Below are 18,694 nucleotides of genomic sequence, written 5' to 3'. Positions count from 1 at the left end.
TTGCGGCGCGATGTGCTGCGAGGGGACGCTATGATAGGCCTGCTGCGATTGTGAGGCAAAGCGCCTGCCGGCGCGAAGATAGGCTCCTGCCGAACGGACTCCCGGAGAGGCTGGGACGGTGGTGAGCGGTCGGCGCGAGCGAACCGGCCGACGAGCTCTTGCATCGGACCCTGGGGCCGCCCTTACGGCGAGGGTCCGGAACGGGAGGTCGGTATGGCAGCGAAAAGGAGCGATGGTTCGGTCCCAGGGAGATAGCGCGGCGTCACCACCAAGGCGCGCTGCCGAGCAAGCCTTAGTCGGCGATTTCGAATGGAAAGACCTTCTTCCAATCCTGCTTCATGTCGACGACAATCCAGCCCCGCTTGGTCGCCTGGTCCCAGGCCTTGTCAAGCTTGCCGACCGGCGAATTTCGGTCATAGGCGTATTCGCGCTTGGCGTCGGTGTGATGCACGATCCCCATGAATCGCGCTCCATTGCCGGAGGCGGTCCATTCCAACATCCGCTGGTCACCATCCGAATTGCCGAAGGCAAGGATCGGCTTGCGCCCAATGAACCTGTGGATACCGACAGGCTTGCCCGGACCATCGTCGATGAAATCGACTTTCGCATCCTTGACCAATGCCGGCGTTCCATCCGGCTGAACCGTGAATTTCGTAATCCCTGACGAGCCGACAATCCTTTCGGGCGGAATGCCGTAGACCTGCTCCACCCAGGGGCGCATGAAATCAATTCCACCGCCCGAAACGATGAACATCTTGAGCTCGTTTTGCCGCAGATACTCCAGCAACTCCAGCATCGGCTGGTAGACAAGTTCGACATAGGCGCGATTAAAGCGTGGGTGCCGGGCGTTTTTTGTCTATTCGACGACCGCCTTTGTGAACTCCTCCGTGGTCATTCCGGCGTGCGTCGCCGCCATGATCTCGAAAATCCCCTTCTCGCCCGAAGCGAGCAAGGCCTTCTGGTCGTTGGAAATCACCGATTTGGCGCCATCGATCAACTGCCTGATGGCGCGCCGCGCCGGGTGATGATGAGAACTACGTCTACGCTATAGCCCTCCTTTAGGCAGTTTCGCACCGAGGATTTCAGCAGACCGCCGATTGCCCCGTTGCACAAAGCGGCTGACGAAGGAGGACTCCATGCAATCGGGCAACGTTTGAAGGTCTGAATGGGGCCGACTCCAGAAAGGCCGGTTCCGGCCAGACGACCTGAATAAGCCGACATTCGGCTCACGGTCCCATGTCTGCCATTCAACAACCTATTGCCTGTCGCCAAATGGGCCATCGGAACTCGAGCAAGTGGCGACCTGAACCCGAGTGTCATTGACCGAACCGATTGGTCGGCAGCCCACCTACCCGCACCGCGACCGCAATGTCGCAGAGCGCGCATAGACGACAACTGGAAAAGTGCCAAGAGTGTTGGACAGGGCGTGGAAGACCGCTCCTCCCAACGCTTGGCAGCAGGGCTTGTTAGAGCTGTGCCTTATCAACGAGGCATCTTAGAAGGCCGAGCGTCTCTGATGCGCAGACGCTCGGCTATCTACCGTTATTTCAGTCGGGAGAGGCTACCAGTTGTCGGCAGGTCGAGAATTTGCGAGATCACCATAATATACAGACGGAAGTGCCTTCGCGAGGAACGAGAACTCCGAATGGCAATGGCGCATCAGCCCCAGTCCGATCTCGTCCGGGACAGCGTGGCCGCCCTTGTCGCTATCGAGACCAAGAACGAATCTGCTTCGCAGAACGAGGCCATCGGGCGTGTCCCGTGTGACGTGCATCATCCGGCCGCTTGTTGGAATTCCATGCTCGTCAACCTCAACATCATCGCCAAAGCCAATTCCGGCGTAGAAAAGTGCGGATACGCCGCCCACCTTCTTTGCGGCATCGATGTCCGTGGCACTGAAGTATGCGGCTGGGCTTAGGAATTTGATGGTTGCTTTGACCGGAGGAACCTCTCCTAGCGACTCCGTCGCCCTTATCGTCGCGCCGATGTAGTTCTCACCTTTTTTCCAAAGCTCGTCCCAACCGAAATGGCGCTTGTGATCAATTGGGTGCCACCAGCGAAGGTGTTCGTCGGTTTCAAAATACTTGAACCACCATTCCAGCATCGCTCCATTGCACCCTGGCATTATCGTTCTGCAGGCGACCGTGAGGGTGCCGGAGGCGAAGCGCTCGATACCCATTTCGAGTCTAATTGGGTCGGCGTGCAGCAGTGCGACAGGGATTGCTGCGTCCAATTCATGTTGCATTTCCATCTCCCATATTTAGGAAACGCTCTTCGTTTCCTAAATATGATCGGTATACCGTTCGTACAACGTTGGTCAAGGAGATCAAGTTTGGAAAAGCGAGCGAGAGGGCGTCCGGCCCGTAATCGGCTTGAGGTGGAACGCAAAATTCTCCAAGCCTCAACACAGCTTCTGTTTGACCAGGGATTTGCCAAGTTCAGCATAGATGCGGTGTCGCGTAGCGCAGGAGTTGCCAAAAAGACTGTTTACGCTATGGCGGCCAATCGTGAGGAACTGGTCGGGAAAATCGTAGCGTCCTGGACTGAGCAACTCCAAACCAGTGGAGATCACCGGCCGGGCGAGCCGCGTCCTGATCCGGGGAGCTTGCGGGAGCTATTGAGCAGGATTTTTCGGATCGCCCTATCCAAGGAAGCTGTAGCCCTTTTCCGTCTCATCTGCGCTGACACGGAGGGCCGAGAACGGCTCGCAGAAATCTATAATCGAAACGGAGTCGAGCGGGGAGTGCTGGCCGTGGCGAACTGGCTGCGCGAGTACCAAGCCGATGTCCAATCATTTGATGGCATCCGATCTGCCCGGATGATCCTTGCCGCTCTTGTTGCTGAACCCTTGCGCAGGGCCGCTATCGGCCTTGAAACACCATGGAACGATAGCGATGAGGAAGTCACCGCACGGGTTGGAGAATGCGTGGAGTTCTACGCACGTATATTGTTCAAAGAGTTGGGCACGGCACCATAGCGGCCATCGTGGCGCGTCTGGTGATAAAGTTTCGTCTCTGATCGACTGGGATGAGCCGCATATCGACGTGCACGACCTTGACCTCGTCTTGCCCCATCGGTGTCGTGATAAGCGAGGAATTCGGGCGCGGCCGCGCACCAGCGGCAACGCGGGCGTCCGTCCGGCCCGAGGATCGTCGCGCTCATCACTCAGCCTTTCAGAAAGGCGAGCCGTTCGTCGGTACGGCCCGGTGTGATGGGGAGGATTTCAGCGCTGACAATCCCCTCGGCGACGAAGGGGTCATCCTGCACACGAGCTCTGTCTCTTCAGGAGACGCATTGTGCGCGAGGATCGCACCGCCTGCGCTCGGCTGAAGGCTGCCGGTCAGCAGGAAAACGCCATCGTCGAAGCCGCGTTTGATCCAGGCGTTGTGCCCATCCATGAATAGGGGCGCTTTGGTCTTGTCAGCAAAGCGAAGGGTGACGACGAACATGGTCTCTCCATCAGGCCGAGAAACGCCTTGTCCCGCTGCCAATAGAAGACGATCCCGCCAGCGTTCACGGGCCCCTGGTCATCCATGCCGCGCAGTTGCGAGACCGCCCCTTGGGCCGTGCAGGCACCTGGCTTCTCGACAATCTCAAGGCGCGGTTCAATGCGATCGCGGCGCGCCCCGGTTAGAACCTATGGGCAGCGGTCCGGCTGACTTCTCGGCCGTGTGGGAAAGAGATCAGTGAGCCCAGCTGAACGCGAACCGTCGATTCGGATTAGCAGCTTAAGGCGTGGCGCGATCCGGGGGATTTGAACCCTCGATCTCAACCTTGGCAAAAAAGAGAAACTGGCGCACCCGACAGGATTCGAACCTGTGACCTCTGCCTTCGGAGGGCAGCGCTCTATCCAGCTGAGCTACGGGTGCTTTCGGGACAAGGAGTCCGGAAAACGAACCAGCCGGTGAACCGGCAAGTCACGGCTTCTTAGCGGAAGCCGGCGCGGGCTTCAACGGGCAATTGGCGATTGCCCTCTCACGGCGTGCGCTTGTTGGATATGGCGCTCCCCCTCTCCGTCTCGGCTTCGCCGAGCCATCTCTCCCCCACTGCGTGGGGGCGAGGAACTCCTCACTGTGGCCCCGCCGCACCCTTCGCCGTCCGCCGCCGGCGCACCGCGCGTTTGGCTTTCTTGGCGCCGGCCAGCTCGTTCATCGCATCGAGCTGCATCTGCTGCATTTCGGCCAGCCGTGTCCATTGGCGCGAGATCAAATAGTCGAGCTTTTCGTGCAGGTGGCGCACTTCGAGCTCGGCCTTGAGGTTGACGCGGTATTCGTTGAAGGAGCGCAGGCGGTCTTTCACCTCCTGGCGCTTCTGGCTCATCATGATGACCGGCGCCTGGATGGCGGCGATGCAGGAGAGCAAGAGGTTGAGCAGGATGAACGGGTAGGGGTCGAAGGCGCCGTTCAAGCCCTCGAACAGGTTGATGCCGATCCAGACCAGAAGCACGGTGGCGAACGAGATCAGGAACCACCAGCTGCCGCCGAAGGCCGCCATGTTGTCGGAGACGCGGTCGGGAAAGGTCCTGTGCTCCTCGAATTCCTCTTCCGAGTTTTCGGAGATCGTGTCCTGCTTGGCGATCGATTCCACCACCTGGCGGTCGAGCTCGGAGAATTCGCCGTGCTCCTGCTGCAGGAGCTCCTCCATGTAGCGCATGCGGTAGCGGCCGAGCTCCTCGCGGCTGACGCGCGCGCCCTTGGGCAGGTCCGGATGGTCGGAGCGGATACGGTCGGCAAGGCTCGGGCGCAGCGTGTCGATGCGCACCAGGTCGCGCTTGCGGAATTTGCGGCCCGAGATCGCCGACGGTTTCTTCCTGGGCTTTATCCGCGACGCGTCGGGCGGCGTCGGTTCGGAGTCCGGCACTTCGGGTGTGTCGAAATGCTCGTCCGAAACCTCCTGCAGATCGGCCTCGGTGGTCGGCGCCTCGAAATACTCGCCGCCGCTGTCGTTCTGGTTGTCGGCGCCCTGCTGCTCGGATGCCTTGGGAACGGTGCTCATGATGGGCTCCTGCTGTCGCGCTGTAAGTTAGGATACGCCATGGCGGCGGGGCAGTGCCACCATGGGTTTTCGCAGCGTATGGCATGCCTTCCGCACGAGTGCGTGACAGTCGTGAAACAATAGCCGGCTGCAGGGTTTTTGTTAGCTTCTTGGCGGCGACGGCCTCCGCAGGCGCTTCGTCATCCACGGGCGGAGCAGCCGCGCAGCGGCGTCGCGGAGACCCGAGGATCCATGCCGCGACTTTTGTCGGAGGGTGCAACGGTGCAGAATTCTGGACCGTGGCGACAGCTTCAGAGTCCCGGCATGGATCCTCGGGTCTGCGCCGCGTCGCTACGCTCCTTGCTCCGCCCGTGGATGACGAATTCGGGGGAGGCTCCGCGCAATCGCCGGCAACAAGGCCAGCTAGTTCTTTACTGCTGTTCGGCGTACATCAGCCTGGTCTTGGTGTCGGCCATGGTGGGCGACAGGCTGCGCTGGATCAGCGCTTCGACATGGTCGTTGCGCTGGCGGGCTGAGTCGGCGCCCATCACCACCACGATCAGCTGACGGCCGTCGGCATCGTAGGAGGTGACGATGTTGAAGCCGGAAGCCCTGATATAGCCGGTCTTGATGCCGTTGACGCCTCGCACGCGGCCGAGCATGTCGTTATGGCCGCGCACCAGCCTGCCGCGGAACATGAAGTCGCTTTCGGAGAAATAATGGAAGTGCTGCGGGAAGCGCCGCTGCAACGACATGCCGAGCACCGCCATGTCGTGCGCGGTCGTCATCTGGCCGTCGTCGGGCAGGCCGGATGCGTTGCGGAAGGTGGTGCTGCTCATGCCGAGCTGGCGCGCCTTGGATGTCATCATGGCGGCGAACTGGTCTTCCGAGCCGCCGAGATATTCGCCCACCGCCACCGCCACGTCGTTGGCCGATTTGACGACGATGGCACGGATGGCGGAATCGACGTCGATCGTCTCCCCGCGCCGGAAGCGCATCTTGGTCGGCGGCTGCGAGGCGGCGTGATCGGAAACCGGGATCTGCGTCTCCTTGGTGACGCGGCCGGTGTCCATCGCCTCGAACAGCAGGTAGAGCGTCATCATCTTGGTCAGCGACGCCGGATAGCGCTGCGCCGTCGAATTGACCTCGAACAGCTGCTTGCCGCTCTTTCCATCGACGACGATGGCGGCGTATTTCTGCGGCGGCGCCGGCACGGACAGCACCGTGTCGGGCGGGGTTGTGGTCGAGCAGCCGGCAACCAAGGCCGCCAGGGCCAGGACAGCCAGGATTTTCTGGAAGAGCGGAAAGAGACGCGGAAAGGACAAGGGCTGACTGTTCTGGCGATGCTGTTGCTGAGATAAGGCGAAGCTAACGTAACGCGGCGGATGCGTCCATTTGGTTAATGCCGGTTAGCCCTGGGAATGTCGAGTGGGGCGAGGAACTCGAGCTCCGCTTCCGCCGCCCCGAAATCGCCCCGTTCCTGTCTTTCCTTGCCAGAGCCGCGTTTCCCGTGGGAAGGAGTGTGGCATCTGGCGGCTTGGGGGTTGCAAAATGACTGACATTGGGGCTGGCGCCGCGCCGTCATTGATCAGGGCATCGCTCAGCCGCACCGGCAAATGGGCCGGCAGCATCGCCTTCATCGGCGGCGCCGTTTCCGACATTCTCAACCCGCTGGCGCCGTTTGCCGCCTATATCGCGCTGGTTGCCTCGATCGCGGCCGTGATCATCGCCATTGCCATCGTGCTCAGGCTGGTGCTGGCGGCCAAGGCACTGCCGGCGCTGGTGTTCGCCACCAGTGCGGCGGCGGTTGCCGGCGGCGTCTACGCCGTGCAGAAGGAGACCAGTTCGCAGAACGGCATCATCGCCGGCCTGGTGCCGGCGATCGCGCAACTGCAGAAGTCGATGGGCATCGTCGCCGAAAAGGTGGCCAGGATCGAGCAGACCGTCACGCAGACACAGAAAACCGTCGAAGAGGTCAAGAAATCGACCGACACGGCTGCGCAAAAAACCGATCAGATCGCCTCCGCCCAGCAGCAGCAGACGGCGCAAGGGGCGCAGACGCAAAAGACCGTCGAAGCGGTCAAGCAGACGACCGAGACGCTCGCCGCAGGCCAGCAGCAGCAAGTGGCCCAGGCCGAAAAGCTGCAGGCGACGACCGAACAGATCGCCGCCTCGATCGACACGATCGCCAAGGGGTTTGCCACCTTGGCCGCGCAAGGCGGCGCCATCGCCGAACCGAAACGGCCGGACGAATTCTACCACAATGCCCGTGTCTACGAGCTGTCGGGCGACATGCTCAACGCGCGGCGCTCCTACCTCGCCTTTGCGGGTTTCGACGTCGACGCCATCGACCCCTATACGCGCTTTGCCACGCTGCTGCGGGTCCAGGACGGCAAGGCGGGCGCCCGCGAAGTGTTCGGGGCACTGGCCGACAAGGGCAAGGCGCTGTCGATCAAGCTGGTGCATATCATGCAGTTCGACGACGCGCAGCGGCTCGACAAGCTCAGCGCCTTCATATCGGCCAATCCGGATTTCGCGCCGGCCTATTACCTCGAGGCGCAGGAGTTTTCGGAAGATCGCCTCGGCAGCCAGACGCTGGCCGACAAGCGCAGCGAAGCCCAGTCGCTGACCAAATTCGTCTCCTACGAAAAAGATGGCGGGCTGCTCAAATATTTCGTCGATCAGACCCAGCTTGCCGACTGGCTGGACCGCAGCCGCAGCCGGCTGGCGGCCCTTGGCGACGTCCTCGACCCCGCCCGCTTCGTGCCTTCGCTGACGCCGATGCGCTCCAACCAGGGCTGGTCGATGACCATTTCGCTGCCCGAGCCGGCAACCGCGATATCCTGGCGTCTTGGCGACACCGGCCCCTTCACCGACACCGGCCCGCTGGCGCTCAACGACCAGCGCACCGGCAAGCCGATGCCCAATCCGAGCTTTGAGCTGCCCGACAGCACGGCGGCGACCACCATCGCCATCAAATATCTCGACATCAGGGGGCGCGAGACCGGCCCGTTCGACATCCGCTTCGATCCGGATGCCGCCCTGCAGCAACGCAACAAGCAGATCCTCGACCAGTTCTGGACGTCATGGATCGCCTTCGACGCCAGCGGCAATCACGGGCTGGTCTATTTCACGCAGATGCTGTCCTACCGCTGCGCCATCAAGGAGGTGCGTTACAGCCTGAATGGCGCCGTGCTCGACAAGGCGCTTGCCATGCCGCCCTGCAATGCCAAGGACCCCTACGCCATCCCCGATGATTTCCAGCCCTATTTCAAGGTTGCCGACAGCGTGAAATCGATGTCGGTGCAGGTGACCTATACCGACGGGACAAAATCGCCGGTGCGGGAATACAAGCGGCAGTAGGCTCGCACCTTTCGGCGTGTGGGAAGGCGGGCATAAATCTGATGCAAAATGCGCGCCCGCGCGCTTGCGCGGTGCGCCGAACCGGTTCTTCTTGGCACCCGTCAGATTCGGGTGAGAGCGCCATGGATACAGTTACGATCAAGGCCAAAGGCATTTCGGTTTCGCTCGACCTCACGGTTGGCCACATCGCCGACATGAGCATCGAGAGCGGCGGGCGCCAATTGCGGCCACTGCACCGCGCGCCATGGGTCGACGCAAGCGAGACGCTGCCTCAAGACCTGCCGCAGGGCACCGTCCGGCTCTCCGGCGACTTTCTCTGCGCGCCTTTTTCGCGCAGCGATGTCGAGGAGGCGCCGCTGCATGGCTGGCCGGCCAACAGCGCCTGGGATGTGGTCGAAAGCGGCGCCACGGATGGCGGATGGCGCGCCGTCTTCCGGCTGCGCCACAAGGTGATGGGCGCCAGCGTCGACAAGATCTTCACGCTGCGCGACGACCATCCCTTCCTCTACCAGGAACACGTATTTTCCGGCGGCCATGGCGGGATCTCGGTCGCCCATCACCCGATGACGGCGATGAAGGGCGGCGGCAGGCTGGCTTTCTCGCCGAAGCGGTTTGCCGCCACGCCTGCCGATCCGCTGGAGCCGGATCCTGGACGTGGCCGATTCATGCTGGCCTATCCCAGTCGGTCGTCCGACCTCGCGCATTTCCCCGCTGCCGGCGGCGGTACGCTGGATCTCACGGACTACCGCATGGAGGATCGGCGCGAGGATTTCCTCACCCTGGTCGAGGCCGACCATGGCGGGCCTGGCTGGACCGCGCTTGCGCGCCAGGCCGAGGACGATCTGGTGCTGGTGCTGAAAAACCCGGCCGAACTGCCGGTCACCATGCTGTGGTTCAGCAATGGCGGGCGCGACTACGCGCCGTGGAGCGGCCGCCATCTTGGCGTGCTCGGCATCGAGGACGGGCGCACGGCGATCGGCCATGCCGCCTCGCTCGGCGACAACTGGCTGAAGCGCGAAGGCGTGGCGACGGCATTCGCGCTCGGCGAGGGCGTCTCGTTCCGCCATGTCATCGGTGCGTTGCCGCTGTCGAGTGGCGAACCCCCACGAGAGATCACCACGGCGGATGGCCGCCTTCGGCTGGCTGGCTCCGCGGCCTCGGAGGTGCCGTTCGACAGTGATTTCCTGCGCATCGGCCAGCCAGCGGCGGCATAGTGCAACCCAGCCAACGGCAGGGTTTGAAATTTCCGCCAACTGCCGACAAGATGCGTCTGAAATCGTGCGGAAGGAGCCAAAATGTCCGAAATCGCCCACCTCGCCGCCACCATCTTCAAGCGCGCCGGCAAGGCCAAGCGCTTCATTGTTGCCATTGCCGGACCGCCGGGCGCCGGCAAGTCGACATTATCGGCGGGCCTGCACGACCTTTTGCCGGAAGGCGCGGTGGAAGTCGTGCCCATGGACGGCTTCCACTTTGACGACATCGTGCTCGAGCGGCGCGGCCTGCGCGCGCGAAAGGGTGCGCCGCACACGTTCGACTTCGGCGGCTTCGAGACGCTTCTGAAACGCATCCGCGCCGGCGAGCCCGACATTGCCATTCCGGTCTTCGACCGCAGCATGGAATTGTCGCGCGCCGCTGCGGCGATCGTCGATGCCGAGACCAAATTCATCCTGGTCGAAGGCAATTACCTGCTGCTCGACGAGGAGCCGTGGTCGCGCCTTGCGCCGCTGTTCGATTTCTCGATCTTCGTCGACGTACCGCGCAATGAACTCGAACGCCGCCTGATGGAACGCTGGCACGAGCATGGCCGTTCCGAAGCCGATGCGCGGGCCTGGATAGCTTCCAACGACATGCCCAACATCGAACGCGTGCTGGCACGACGCCGGGCGGCCGACCTGGTCATTGGTCAACCCGGGTTCGATTAACCCGGGTCAATCTGGATTAACCTGTTTAATTTTGAGTATTTTTCGACGGGAACCTTAAGACTTACAAGGCGTTATCCCGGTCAGGCAATCATGCCAGAAGAGGGATTCCGTCCGATGGCAACCAAGGCAAAAAAGCCCGTCAGGGGCAAGTCAGCCCAACCGAAAGCGACGCAATCGAAGGCCGGGGCTGGTCCAGCGGTCGCCCAGCGCTCAAAGGATGCCAAGCCGGCCTTCGGCAAGGCATCGCCCAAGAAAGTCGTGCCAGGCAGCGCGTCGAAGGTGACCGCGCCCAAAGCGGCAGCGAAGACCGCCCAGGCGAAGAAACCGGCCGCGGCCGGCGGCTCGAAGGTTCGCACGGCAGCCAACGTCGCGGCCGGAGCGGTCGTGGCCACGGCGCGGAGTGTCGCGTCTCTCGCCGCATCTGTCGTCGGCAAGGGCGGGTCCAAGGCGAAAGCAAAGTAGCGACGCGCTTCCCGGCGGGGGCAGATTCAGCTTCGCGCCGGGATGGTCAGGCCCTTCTGTACCGCCGGCCGCGCCAGGCCGCGCTCAAGCCACGCTGCCAGATTGGCGAAATCGTCGAAGCCGACCAGGTCGCGCGCCTCGTAGAAGCCAATCAGGTTGCGCACCCAGCCGAGCAGCGAGATGTCGGCGATGGTGTAGTCATTGTCCATGATCCACTTGCGGCCCTTCAGCCTGACGTCGAGAACGCCGAGCAGGCGGCGCGATTCGTCGCGGTAACGCTCCAGCGGCCGCTTGTCGGCGATCTCGCGGCCGGCGAATTTGTGGAAGAAACCGACCTGGCCGAACATCGGCCCGATCGCCGCCATCTGGAAGAAGACCCACTGGATCGTCTCGTAGCGCCGCGCCGCGTCAACGGGCATGAGCAGGCCGGTCTTCTCCGCCAGGTAGAGCAGGATGGCGCCGGATTCGAAAAGGCCGATCGGCGCGCCGTCCGGGCCGTCGGGATCGATGATCGCCGGGATCTTGCCATTGGGGTTGAGCGACAGGAATTCCGGCGTCCAGCTCTCGTTCTTGCCGATGTTGATCAGATGCGGCTCATAGGGCAGGCCGAGTTCCTCCAGCGCGATCGATATCTTCACTCCGTTCGGCGTCGTTGCCGAATAGAGCTGGATCTGGTCGGGATGCTTGGCAGGCCAACGGGTTGCGATCGGAAAGGCGGACAGGTCGGCCATCGAGAACTCCTGAGCGGGGGGATTCGCACCAAGCGGCGCGGTGTTGGCGGGTCGGCCAAGAATTAGGGCTGCGGTCGGGCCGGATCAATATGGCGGCGACGCTTTCACCGTGCATGGATAGTCAATCGATCGGATCGCCCGGGCGGATAGTAGCCGCCCGAACAGGTGGTGACCGCCCGGTACTAGATGGCCTTGAAGGCCAGCACCGCATTGGTGCCGCCGAAGGCAAAGCCATTGCTGATGGCGGCGCGCACCTTGCGCTCGCGCGCGACATTCGGCGTCACGTCGAGATCGCAGTCGGGATCGGCCTCGCGGTAATTCGCCGTTGGCGGCACGACGCCTTCGCGGATCGCCATGACGCAGGCGATCATCTCCAGCCCGCCCGAGGCGCCGAGGCAATGCGCGTGCATCGACTTGGTCGATGAGACGGAGAGCGCGCGGGCATGGTCGCCGAAGACGCGCTTGATCGCGAGGGTTTCGATCTGGTCGTTGGCCTTCGTGCCGGTGCCGTGCGCGTTGAGGTAGTCGACATCCTCGGGATTGAGCCCGGCATCGGCCAGGCAGAAGCGCATGGCCGCTTCCGGACCCTCGACGGTCGGCGCGACGATATCGGAGGCGTCGGCCGAAAGGCCGGCGCCGGCGATCTCGGCCAAAATGGTGGCGCCGCGCGCCATCGCGTGGTCGTAGCTTTCCAGAACCGCCATGCCGGCGCCTTCGCCCAGCACTAGGCCCTGGCGGTCGGCCGAGAACGGCCTGCACGTGTCGGGCGACAGAACGCGCAGCGCCTCCCAGCCCTTCAGCACGCCCCACACCAGCGGCGCATCGGTGCCACCGGCCACCATGACGTCGGCGCGGCCGAGCCTGATCTGGTCGACCGCAGAGGCGATGGCATGATTGGCTGACGAACAGGCCGAAGTGACGCCGAACACCGGTCCGCGCAAACCCAGATGCATGCTGACCTGGCCGGCGGCCGCGCCCGGCATGACCCGGGGAACGGTGAAGATGCCGGCGCGATTCTTGCCCTCGATCAGGATGGCGCGATAGTTCTCCTCGACCGTCTCGAACCCGCAGACGCCAACACCGACGATGGTTCCCATCCGATAGGTATTGTCCGCATGCGGCACCAATCCGGACTGCCGCATGGCTTCCTTCGCCGCGATCACCGCCAGCAGGCTGAAGCGATCCATCGACACCAGTTGCTTGCGCTCGATGCCGTGATCCGGCAGTGCCTTGATCTCGCAGCCGGTCTTGACCTTCAGGTCGTGCAGGAAGGGATTGTCGATCGGGCCGATCGCCGACCGGCCGGCCCGCATCTCGGCCCAGATTGCCTGCGCATCGGTGCCCAATCCGCACAGCCCGCCGATGCCGGTAATGACGACGCGCTTCAGCATTCGGTCAGGCTTTTTTTTCGATCAGCGCGCGAACGGCCTCGACCATGTCGCCGACATTCTTGAGATTGCTCCAGGCATCGACCGTGTTCATCTCGATTTCGATGCCATATTGCTCCTCGAGGTCGAAGATGATCTCGGTCAACTCCAGCGAATGGATGCCGAGCGCCGTCAATTCGGTAGTGGTGGTGATTTCCTCGCCGCCCGGCTCGGCATGGGCCTTGATCTTCTCGATGATGTCCGTTGCCAGCTGGTCAGCCATTCGGTTTCTTCCCCACTTGTCGTTTCCCGGCGCCAACTGAACAGCGCCTTCTTATCCTCGATATCAGGCCGCGATCTTCGCCTTATACCCCCGTCAAGCGTCGCCCGACCGTACCAAGGTGGTTCCCTCTATAGAAACGGAAACGCCATCAAGCAACAAGCTATATGTCGACAAAACCGCCACAGTGCTTAACCTGACGGCGTGGATACGATCGAAAATACGAAGTTATCAGGTCAACTGGCCCAGCGCGCGGCGGGCAAGGCGCAGCTTGGTTGCGCCAGCGTCGACGGCCGCACGCGGCTGCGGCGCCTCTATCAGGACGGCTCGGCCAAGATAAGGCTGCCGGCCGTTTCGGCCGGTCCGCTGGAGGCCGTCCTGATCAACACCGCCGGCGGGCTGACCGGCGGCGACCGCCTCGGTTGGGACGTGGATGTCGGCGCGGATGCCAGCGCCGCGGTAACAACCCAGGCCTGCGAAAAAGTCTATCGCGCCGCATCGGACCATGCCGAAGTGCGGGTCAAGCTGACCGTCGGCGAGAACGGCAGCATCGCCTGGCTGCCGCAGGAAACCATCGTCTTCGACCGCGCCGCCTTTGCCCGCACGCTCGATGTCGAGCTTGCGGCCGGAGCCGAGGCGCTGGTGCTGGAAGCGGCCGTCTTCGGCCGCCTGGCCATGGGCGAACGTGCCGCGCAGGGCACTTTTCGCGATCGCTGGCGTATCCGCAGGCAAGGAGCCCTCATTCATGCCGAGGATTTCCGCATCGGACCTGCCATTGCCGACACCCTGGCCCGTACGGCGATATCCGGTGGCGCGATCGCCGTGGCAACGCTGCTGCTGGTGTCGCCGCGAGCCGAGGCTCTGCTCGATCCGGTCCGGGAGATCATTGGCGACCGAGGTGGCGCCAGTGTCTGGACCGTGAAGACATCTGGCAAGCTTCTTGCGAGGCTCTACGCCGAGGACGGCTACCAGCTGCGCCAACGGCTGGTCCCGCTCGTCGGATTGCTCAACGGAAGGGCGGGGTTGCCCAAATTATGGTCACTGTGACTGTGTCCGCATCATTTCAGGAAGACGCATGAACCTGACGCCAAGGGAAAAGGACAAGCTGCTGATCGCCATGGCGGCGATCGTGGCGCGCAAGCGGCTGGAGCGCGGCGTCAAGCTCAACCATCCGGAAGCCATCGCGCTGATCACCGATTTCGTCGTCGAGGGCGCCCGCGATGGCCGCCCGGTGGCCGAACTGATGGAGGCCGGCGCCCATGTCGTCAGCCGCGCGCAGGTGATGCAAGGCATCGCCGAGATGATCCATGACGTGCAGGTGGAAGCGACCTTTCCCGATGGCACCAAGCTGGTGACCGTGCACGAACCGATCAGGTGAGGAGGCCGACGTGCTTGAGCTGCGCCCGAACTGCGAATGCTGCGACAAGGACCTGCCACCGGAAGCGAAGGATGCGCGGATCTGCACCTTCGAGTGCACCTTCTGCGCCGGCTGTGTCGAAAACGTGCTTGCCGGCGTCTGCCCGAACTGCGGCGGCGATTTTACAGCCCGGCCGATCCGTCCCGCCGCGATGCTGAAGAAATATCCGGCTTCGACCAAACGCGTGCTCAAGGCCGAGGGCTGCGGTCCCCGCAGGGCCGCCTGACACCGCAAACGAAAGGCAAGTAAATGATCCCTGTCAAACGCCTGTGCCTCTCGGCGATCCTGCTCGTGGCGGCAGCCATGCCTGCCTACGCCCATGTCGGCATCGGCCCGACGTCCTCCCTCATGGCCGGCTTCACGCATCCATTGTCGGGCCTCGACCACATGACGGTGATGCTCGCTGTCGGCCTGTGGGCGGCCCTCAAGGGCGGCAAGGCGATCTGGGCCTGGCCGGCGGCGTTCGTCGGCATCATGCTGGCCGGCGCGGCCCTTGGCATGGCCCATCTGCCGTTGCCGTTCGTTGAGCCGGGCATACTGGCCTCGGTCGTGGCGCTCGGGCTACTGGTCGCGCTGGCGGTCGATCTCCCCGTTTCGGCCGGTGTCGCTATCATCGGCCTGTTTGCGCTGTTTCACGGCCACGCCCATGGCACGGAAGTGCCGGAAAATGCCGGCGGGCTCGAATATATGGCCGGCTTTGCCATCGCCACCGTGCTGCTCCATGCCATAGGCATCGCCGCCGGGCTCGGCCTCGGCATGAGATTTCGTGGTGTGGCCCGCATCGTGGGTGCCGCCTGCGCGGCGATCGGCGTCGGCCTCGTCTTCGGCGTCGTGTGAGGTCCGATGATCCCCGGCGAAATCATGCCTGCCCAAGGCGACATCGAACTCAACAAGGGTCTGCCGACCGTCACCCTGAAAGTGGCCAACAGTGGCGACCGGCCGGTCCAGGTCGGCAGCCATTATCATTTCTTCGAAACCAATGAGGCGCTGACATTCGACCGCGAGAGCGCGCGCGGCATGCGCCTCGACATCGCCGCCGGCACCGCCACGCGCTTCGAGCCGGGGCAGGAACGCGACGTCACGCTGGTGCCGCTTGGCGGCAAGCGCGAGGTCTATGGATTCCAGCAGAAGGTAATGGGTAAGCTGTGAGGACGTCTCGTGCTTCGCGCGCAAGGCCGGCGAGCGACTTCAGCGCAGGCATGAACGCACGCGCTGCGCGTCGCTCAGTCCGATGGCTTGGCGGCCGCGTAGATGACGATCTTTCCGGGATCGTCGAATTCCACGGCGAGAACGTCTTGCGCAAGCACGCGCCGCGACTCGATGGCGTTGAAGAGCAGCGCGTTGGCCTCGATCTCCTTGCGCAGCTCGGTAACATCGTCCTGATGCTGCCGGACTTTGTTCTCGATGACCGGCGGCGGGCCGCCTTCGCTGCGCGCCGCATCGGTCAGGAACACGATATCGACCTTGTCGAGCTTGGAGGTCTTGCGCACCGTGCTGATATTTTCCCGCGTGCGGTCGATCGCCGAATTGACCTTTCCAATCTCAGCGGTCGTCTTGGCCTCTTCCTGGTTGACTTGCGAGCCGACGATGCGGTCGACGGTTTCCGGGCTCTGAAGGCCCTGCGCGTTCAGCGCGGCCTGGGGGAGGCTCACTGCCAGAAACGCAGCGGCTGCAACGGCATGCAGCCAACGGATATCGGGCAAGGTGGTATCGGTCATCGGTCACTTCCGCGGTTTGTTCCAACGCTCAGGAAACAAAACGACGCCAGCCCTGCCACGGTTCCCTCTCCGATTCGGTGGGCGGACCGGATACCGGCCCGCCGCGCCGGGCCTTTAACTCGCCTTCTTGGTGATCAGGGTCAGCGCGCCGTTTGGCTCCATGCTGGCCGCGACCACCTGAGCCGAGGTCATTCCCTTGGCCTGGAGGGCGGACTTCACCTTGGGCGTGGCATCGATCGAGCTGCGCAGCTTCTGCAGGCCGGCATCGCCACGCTGGGAGATCACCTGGTTGACCTGCGTCTGGGTGTCCTTCGGCAACTCGCTGATGTCGACGATGTTGACGCTCTGAATCGCCGGGGCGGCCTGCTGGCCGCCAGGGGCGGCTGGGGCCGGCGCGGTCGGAGCGGGCTGTTGAGCAGGCTGCTGCTGGGCACTGGCGGCACCCGCCAGCATCAGGCTGGCGGCGGTTGCAAGAACTATCGTTTTGCGCATGGATTTTCCTTCCATCGGTTTGGCAAACGGTCGTTTTGGGGTGGCCTGCCAACCTCAACCGCCAAATGGGATCAGAAGGTGTCGCCCAGCGGGTCATTGCGTGACCATTGGGTGGCGGCAATGTGCAGCCGGGTTTCGACCATACCGCATTTCGGGAGCAATCGCTGATGGCCAGACTAAGCCGTGCCGCCTACGCCCAGATGTATGGCCCAACGGTCGGCGACAGAGTGCGGCTTGCCGACACGGAGCTGATCATCGAGGTCGAGAAGGATTTCACCATCCATGGCGAAGAGGTGAAATTCGGCGGCGGCAAGGTCATTCGCGACGGCATGGGCCAGAGCCAGGTTTCCCGTGCCCAAGGAGCGGTCGACACCGTCATCACCAACGCGCTGGTGATCGATGCCAGCGCCGGCATCTTCAAGGCCGACATCGGCCTCAGGGACGGCCGCATCGCCGCAATAGGCAAGGCCGGCAATCCCGACACTCAAGGCGGCGTCACCATCATCATCGGACCCGGCACCGAAATCATCGCCGGCGAAGGCAAGATACTCACCGCCGGCGGCTTCGACGCGCATATCCACTTCATCTGCCCGCAGCAGATCGAGGAAGCGCTGATGTCGGGCATCACCACCATGCTCGGCGGCGGCACCGGCCCGGCGCATGGCACGCTGGCCACCACCTGCACGCCGGGGCCATGGCACATGGCGCGTATGATCCAGTCCTTCGACGCTTTCCCGATGAATATCGGCCTGTCGGGCAAGGGCAACGCCTCGCTGCCTGCAGCGCTCGAGGAGATGGTGCTGGGCGGCGCCTGCTCGCTCAAGCTGCATGAGGACTGGGGCACGACGCCGGCGGCGATCGATTGCTGCCTGTCGGTCGCCGACGACTACGACGTGCAGGTGATGATCCACACCGATACGCTGAACGAATCCGGCTTCGTCGAGAACACGGTCGCCGCCATTAAGGGCCGCACCATCCATGCCTTCCACACCGAAGGCGCCGGCGGCGGCCATGCGCCCGACATCATCAAGGTCTGCGGCCTGCCCAACGTCATCCCGTCCTCGACCAATCCGACGCGGCCCTACACGGTCAACACCCTGGCCGAGCATCTCGACATGCTGATGGTCTGCCATCATCTGTCGCCATCGATTCCCGAGGACATCGCTTTTGCCGAAAGCCGCATCCGCAAGGAGACCATCGCGGCCGAGGACATACTGCACGACATCGGCGCCTTCTCGATCATCTCGTCGGACAGCCAGGCCATGGGCCGCGTCGGCGAGGTGGCGATCCGCACCTGGCAGACCGCCGACAAGATGAAGCGCCAGCGCGGGTCATTGCCGCAGGAGACCGGCGACAACGACAATTTCCGCGTCCGCCGCTACATCGCCAAATACACGATCAATCCTGCCATCGCCCATGGCCTGTCCAAGGACATCGGCTCGATCGCGGTCGGCAAACGCGCCGATCTGGTGCTATGGAACCCGGCCTTCTTCGGCGTCAAGCCGGACATGGTGCTGATCGGCGGCATGATCGCCGCCGCCCCGATGGGCGACCCCAACGCCTCGATCCCGACGCCGCAGCCAATGCACTACCGGCCGATGTTCGGCGCCTATGGCAAAGCCCGGACCAATTCGTCCGTGACCTTCGTTTCGAAAGCCGCGCTGGAGTCAGGCCTGCATGGTAGGCTCGGCGTCGACAAGCAGTTCGTCGCCGTCGAAAATACGCGCGGCGGCATCGGCAAGCACTCGATGGTGCTCAATGACGCGACGCCGCATGTCGAGGTTGATTCCGAAACCTACGAGGTACGCGCCGATGGCGAACTGTTGACCTGCGAGCCGGCGACCGTGCTGCCGATGGCACAGCGGTATTTTCTGTTTTGATGCGAAATCGGCGACCGCCTCAAGTGGTGCAAAATCCATTGCAGGGGAGGATTCCACACCGCAATATGCGGCCTCGAAAAGCCGTATT

At 63.2% G+C, this 18,694-nt stretch carries 19 protein-coding genes, 1 tRNA gene and 3 pseudogenes; 11 read left to right on the top strand and 12 right to left on the bottom strand.

Going from position 1 to position 18,694, the window contains the following annotated elements; all coding sequences use genetic code 11:
• Positions 1–292: 292 nt before the first annotated feature.
• Positions 293–982, bottom strand: a pseudogene (locus EN861_RS04990) (HAD family hydrolase); the annotation flags it as partial.
• Positions 983–1,561: 579 nt separating this feature from the next.
• The gene (locus EN861_RS04985; protein ID WP_210212391.1) at positions 1,562–2,245 is read right to left on the bottom strand and encodes a hypothetical protein; all 684 of its coding nucleotides are present in this window, start codon (positions 2,243–2,245) and stop codon (positions 1,562–1,564) included.
• Positions 2,246–2,332: 87 nt separating this feature from the next.
• Here EN861_RS04985 and EN861_RS04980 point away from each other — a divergent pair, with 87 nt between their 5' ends.
• Positions 2,333–2,977 (top strand): TetR/AcrR family transcriptional regulator, encoded by a 645-nt coding sequence (locus tag EN861_RS04980; RefSeq protein WP_189343555.1) that lies wholly within the window; start codon positions 2,333–2,335, stop codon positions 2,975–2,977.
• A 95-nt stretch (positions 2,978–3,072) separates the two neighbouring features.
• Here the strand turns inward: EN861_RS04980 and EN861_RS36050 are convergent.
• The 5 genes and pseudogenes from EN861_RS36050 to EN861_RS04955 form a co-directional block, all read right to left on the bottom strand.
• Positions 3,073–3,162: pseudogene (locus tag EN861_RS36050) on the bottom strand (DNA-3-methyladenine glycosylase I); the annotation flags it as partial.
• 3 nt (positions 3,163–3,165) lie between these two features.
• Positions 3,166–3,449: pseudogene (locus EN861_RS04970) on the bottom strand (hypothetical protein).
• A 343-nt stretch (positions 3,450–3,792) separates the two neighbouring features.
• A tRNA-Arg gene (locus EN861_RS04965) sits at positions 3,793–3,869 on the bottom strand.
• Positions 3,870–4,068: 199 nt separating this feature from the next.
• Positions 4,069–4,995, bottom strand: a complete 927-nt coding sequence (locus EN861_RS04960; RefSeq protein ID WP_135862665.1) for a DUF1003 domain-containing protein — start codon at positions 4,993–4,995, stop codon at positions 4,069–4,071.
• A gap of 410 nt (positions 4,996–5,405) precedes the next feature.
• The gene (locus EN861_RS04955) at positions 5,406–6,299 is read right to left on the bottom strand and encodes a D-alanyl-D-alanine carboxypeptidase family protein (protein WP_127275265.1); all 894 of its coding nucleotides are present in this window, start codon (positions 6,297–6,299) and stop codon (positions 5,406–5,408) included.
• A 226-nt stretch (positions 6,300–6,525) separates the two neighbouring features.
• On the opposite strand from EN861_RS04955, the gene EN861_RS04950 reads away from it, so the two are divergent.
• The 4 genes from EN861_RS04950 (at position 6,526) to EN861_RS04935 (ending at position 10,721) form a co-directional block, all read left to right on the top strand.
• A complete protein-coding gene (locus tag EN861_RS04950) occupies positions 6,526–8,337 on the top strand; it encodes a methyl-accepting chemotaxis protein (RefSeq protein ID WP_135862662.1) in 1,812 nt (603 codons plus the stop codon).
• A gap of 122 nt (positions 8,338–8,459) precedes the next feature.
• Entirely contained in the window at positions 8,460–9,551 is a 1,092-nt protein-coding gene (locus tag EN861_RS04945) for a hypothetical protein (RefSeq protein ID WP_135862660.1), read from the top strand.
• A gap of 81 nt (positions 9,552–9,632) precedes the next feature.
• A complete protein-coding gene (locus EN861_RS04940; protein WP_135862658.1) occupies positions 9,633–10,259 on the top strand; it encodes a nucleoside triphosphate hydrolase in 627 nt (208 codons plus the stop codon).
• 114 nt (positions 10,260–10,373) lie between these two features.
• Positions 10,374–10,721: a hypothetical protein gene (locus EN861_RS04935; RefSeq protein ID WP_127871246.1), complete on the top strand. Its 348-nt coding sequence runs from the start codon at positions 10,374–10,376 to the stop codon at positions 10,719–10,721.
• Between the two features lie 26 nt (positions 10,722–10,747).
• Here the strand turns inward: EN861_RS04935 and EN861_RS04930 are convergent, their stop codons facing one another.
• From EN861_RS04930 to EN861_RS04920, 3 genes are all read right to left on the bottom strand, one after another.
• The gene (locus tag EN861_RS04930; RefSeq protein ID WP_127275260.1) at positions 10,748–11,452 is read right to left on the bottom strand and encodes a glutathione S-transferase N-terminal domain-containing protein; all 705 of its coding nucleotides are present in this window, start codon (positions 11,450–11,452) and stop codon (positions 10,748–10,750) included.
• Positions 11,453–11,634: 182 nt separating this feature from the next.
• Entirely contained in the window at positions 11,635–12,843 is a 1,209-nt protein-coding gene (locus EN861_RS04925; protein ID WP_127275259.1) for a beta-ketoacyl-[acyl-carrier-protein] synthase family protein, read from the bottom strand.
• Positions 12,844–12,847: 4 nt separating this feature from the next.
• Entirely contained in the window at positions 12,848–13,102 is a 255-nt protein-coding gene (locus EN861_RS04920) for an acyl carrier protein (protein ID WP_127275258.1), read from the bottom strand.
• 201 nt (positions 13,103–13,303) lie between these two features.
• Here EN861_RS04920 and EN861_RS04915 point away from each other — a divergent pair, with 201 nt between their 5' ends.
• Genes EN861_RS04915 through EN861_RS04895 form a run of 5 tightly spaced genes read left to right on the top strand, consistent with a single transcriptional unit; the run spans position 13,304 to position 15,665 of the window.
• Positions 13,304–14,146, top strand: coding sequence for an urease accessory protein UreD (locus tag EN861_RS04915; RefSeq protein WP_135862656.1), 843 nt, complete (start codon positions 13,304–13,306; stop codon positions 14,144–14,146).
• A gap of 28 nt (positions 14,147–14,174) precedes the next feature.
• Positions 14,175–14,477, top strand: coding sequence for an urease subunit gamma (locus EN861_RS04910; protein ID WP_127275256.1), 303 nt, complete (start codon positions 14,175–14,177; stop codon positions 14,475–14,477).
• Positions 14,478–14,487: 10 nt separating this feature from the next.
• Complete coding sequence (locus EN861_RS04905; RefSeq protein WP_135862654.1) at positions 14,488–14,742, top strand: DUF1272 domain-containing protein; 255 nt, start codon at positions 14,488–14,490, stop codon at positions 14,740–14,742.
• 23 nt (positions 14,743–14,765) lie between these two features.
• Positions 14,766–15,353: a HupE/UreJ family protein gene (locus EN861_RS04900; protein ID WP_135862652.1), complete on the top strand. Its 588-nt coding sequence runs from the start codon at positions 14,766–14,768 to the stop codon at positions 15,351–15,353.
• A 6-nt stretch (positions 15,354–15,359) separates the two neighbouring features.
• Complete coding sequence (locus EN861_RS04895; protein ID WP_127871251.1) at positions 15,360–15,665, top strand: urease subunit beta; 306 nt, start codon at positions 15,360–15,362, stop codon at positions 15,663–15,665.
• A 74-nt stretch (positions 15,666–15,739) separates the two neighbouring features.
• Here the strand turns inward: EN861_RS04895 and EN861_RS04890 are convergent, their stop codons facing one another.
• Positions 15,740–16,234 carry a hypothetical protein gene (locus tag EN861_RS04890; protein ID WP_135862650.1) on the bottom strand — a complete coding sequence of 165 codons (495 nt, stop codon included), beginning with the start codon at positions 16,232–16,234 and terminating at the stop codon, positions 15,740–15,742.
• Between the two features lie 114 nt (positions 16,235–16,348).
• On the bottom strand, positions 16,349–16,726 hold the full coding sequence (locus tag EN861_RS04885) for a hypothetical protein (protein ID WP_127871253.1): 378 nt from the start codon (positions 16,724–16,726) through the stop codon (positions 16,349–16,351).
• Positions 16,727–16,890: 164 nt separating this feature from the next.
• Between EN861_RS04885 and ureC the strand changes: the two genes are divergently transcribed.
• The gene (gene ureC, locus EN861_RS04880) at positions 16,891–18,606 is read left to right on the top strand and encodes an urease subunit alpha (protein ID WP_167531404.1); all 1,716 of its coding nucleotides are present in this window, start codon (positions 16,891–16,893) and stop codon (positions 18,604–18,606) included.
• Positions 18,607–18,694: the final 88 nt, after the last annotated feature.

The organism is Mesorhizobium sp. M8A.F.Ca.ET.218.01.1.1 (genome assembly GCF_004791165.1).
Taxonomy (GTDB): Bacteria; Pseudomonadota; Alphaproteobacteria; order Rhizobiales; family Rhizobiaceae; genus Mesorhizobium.
This window is presented reverse-complemented; position numbering and strand designations above follow the sequence as displayed.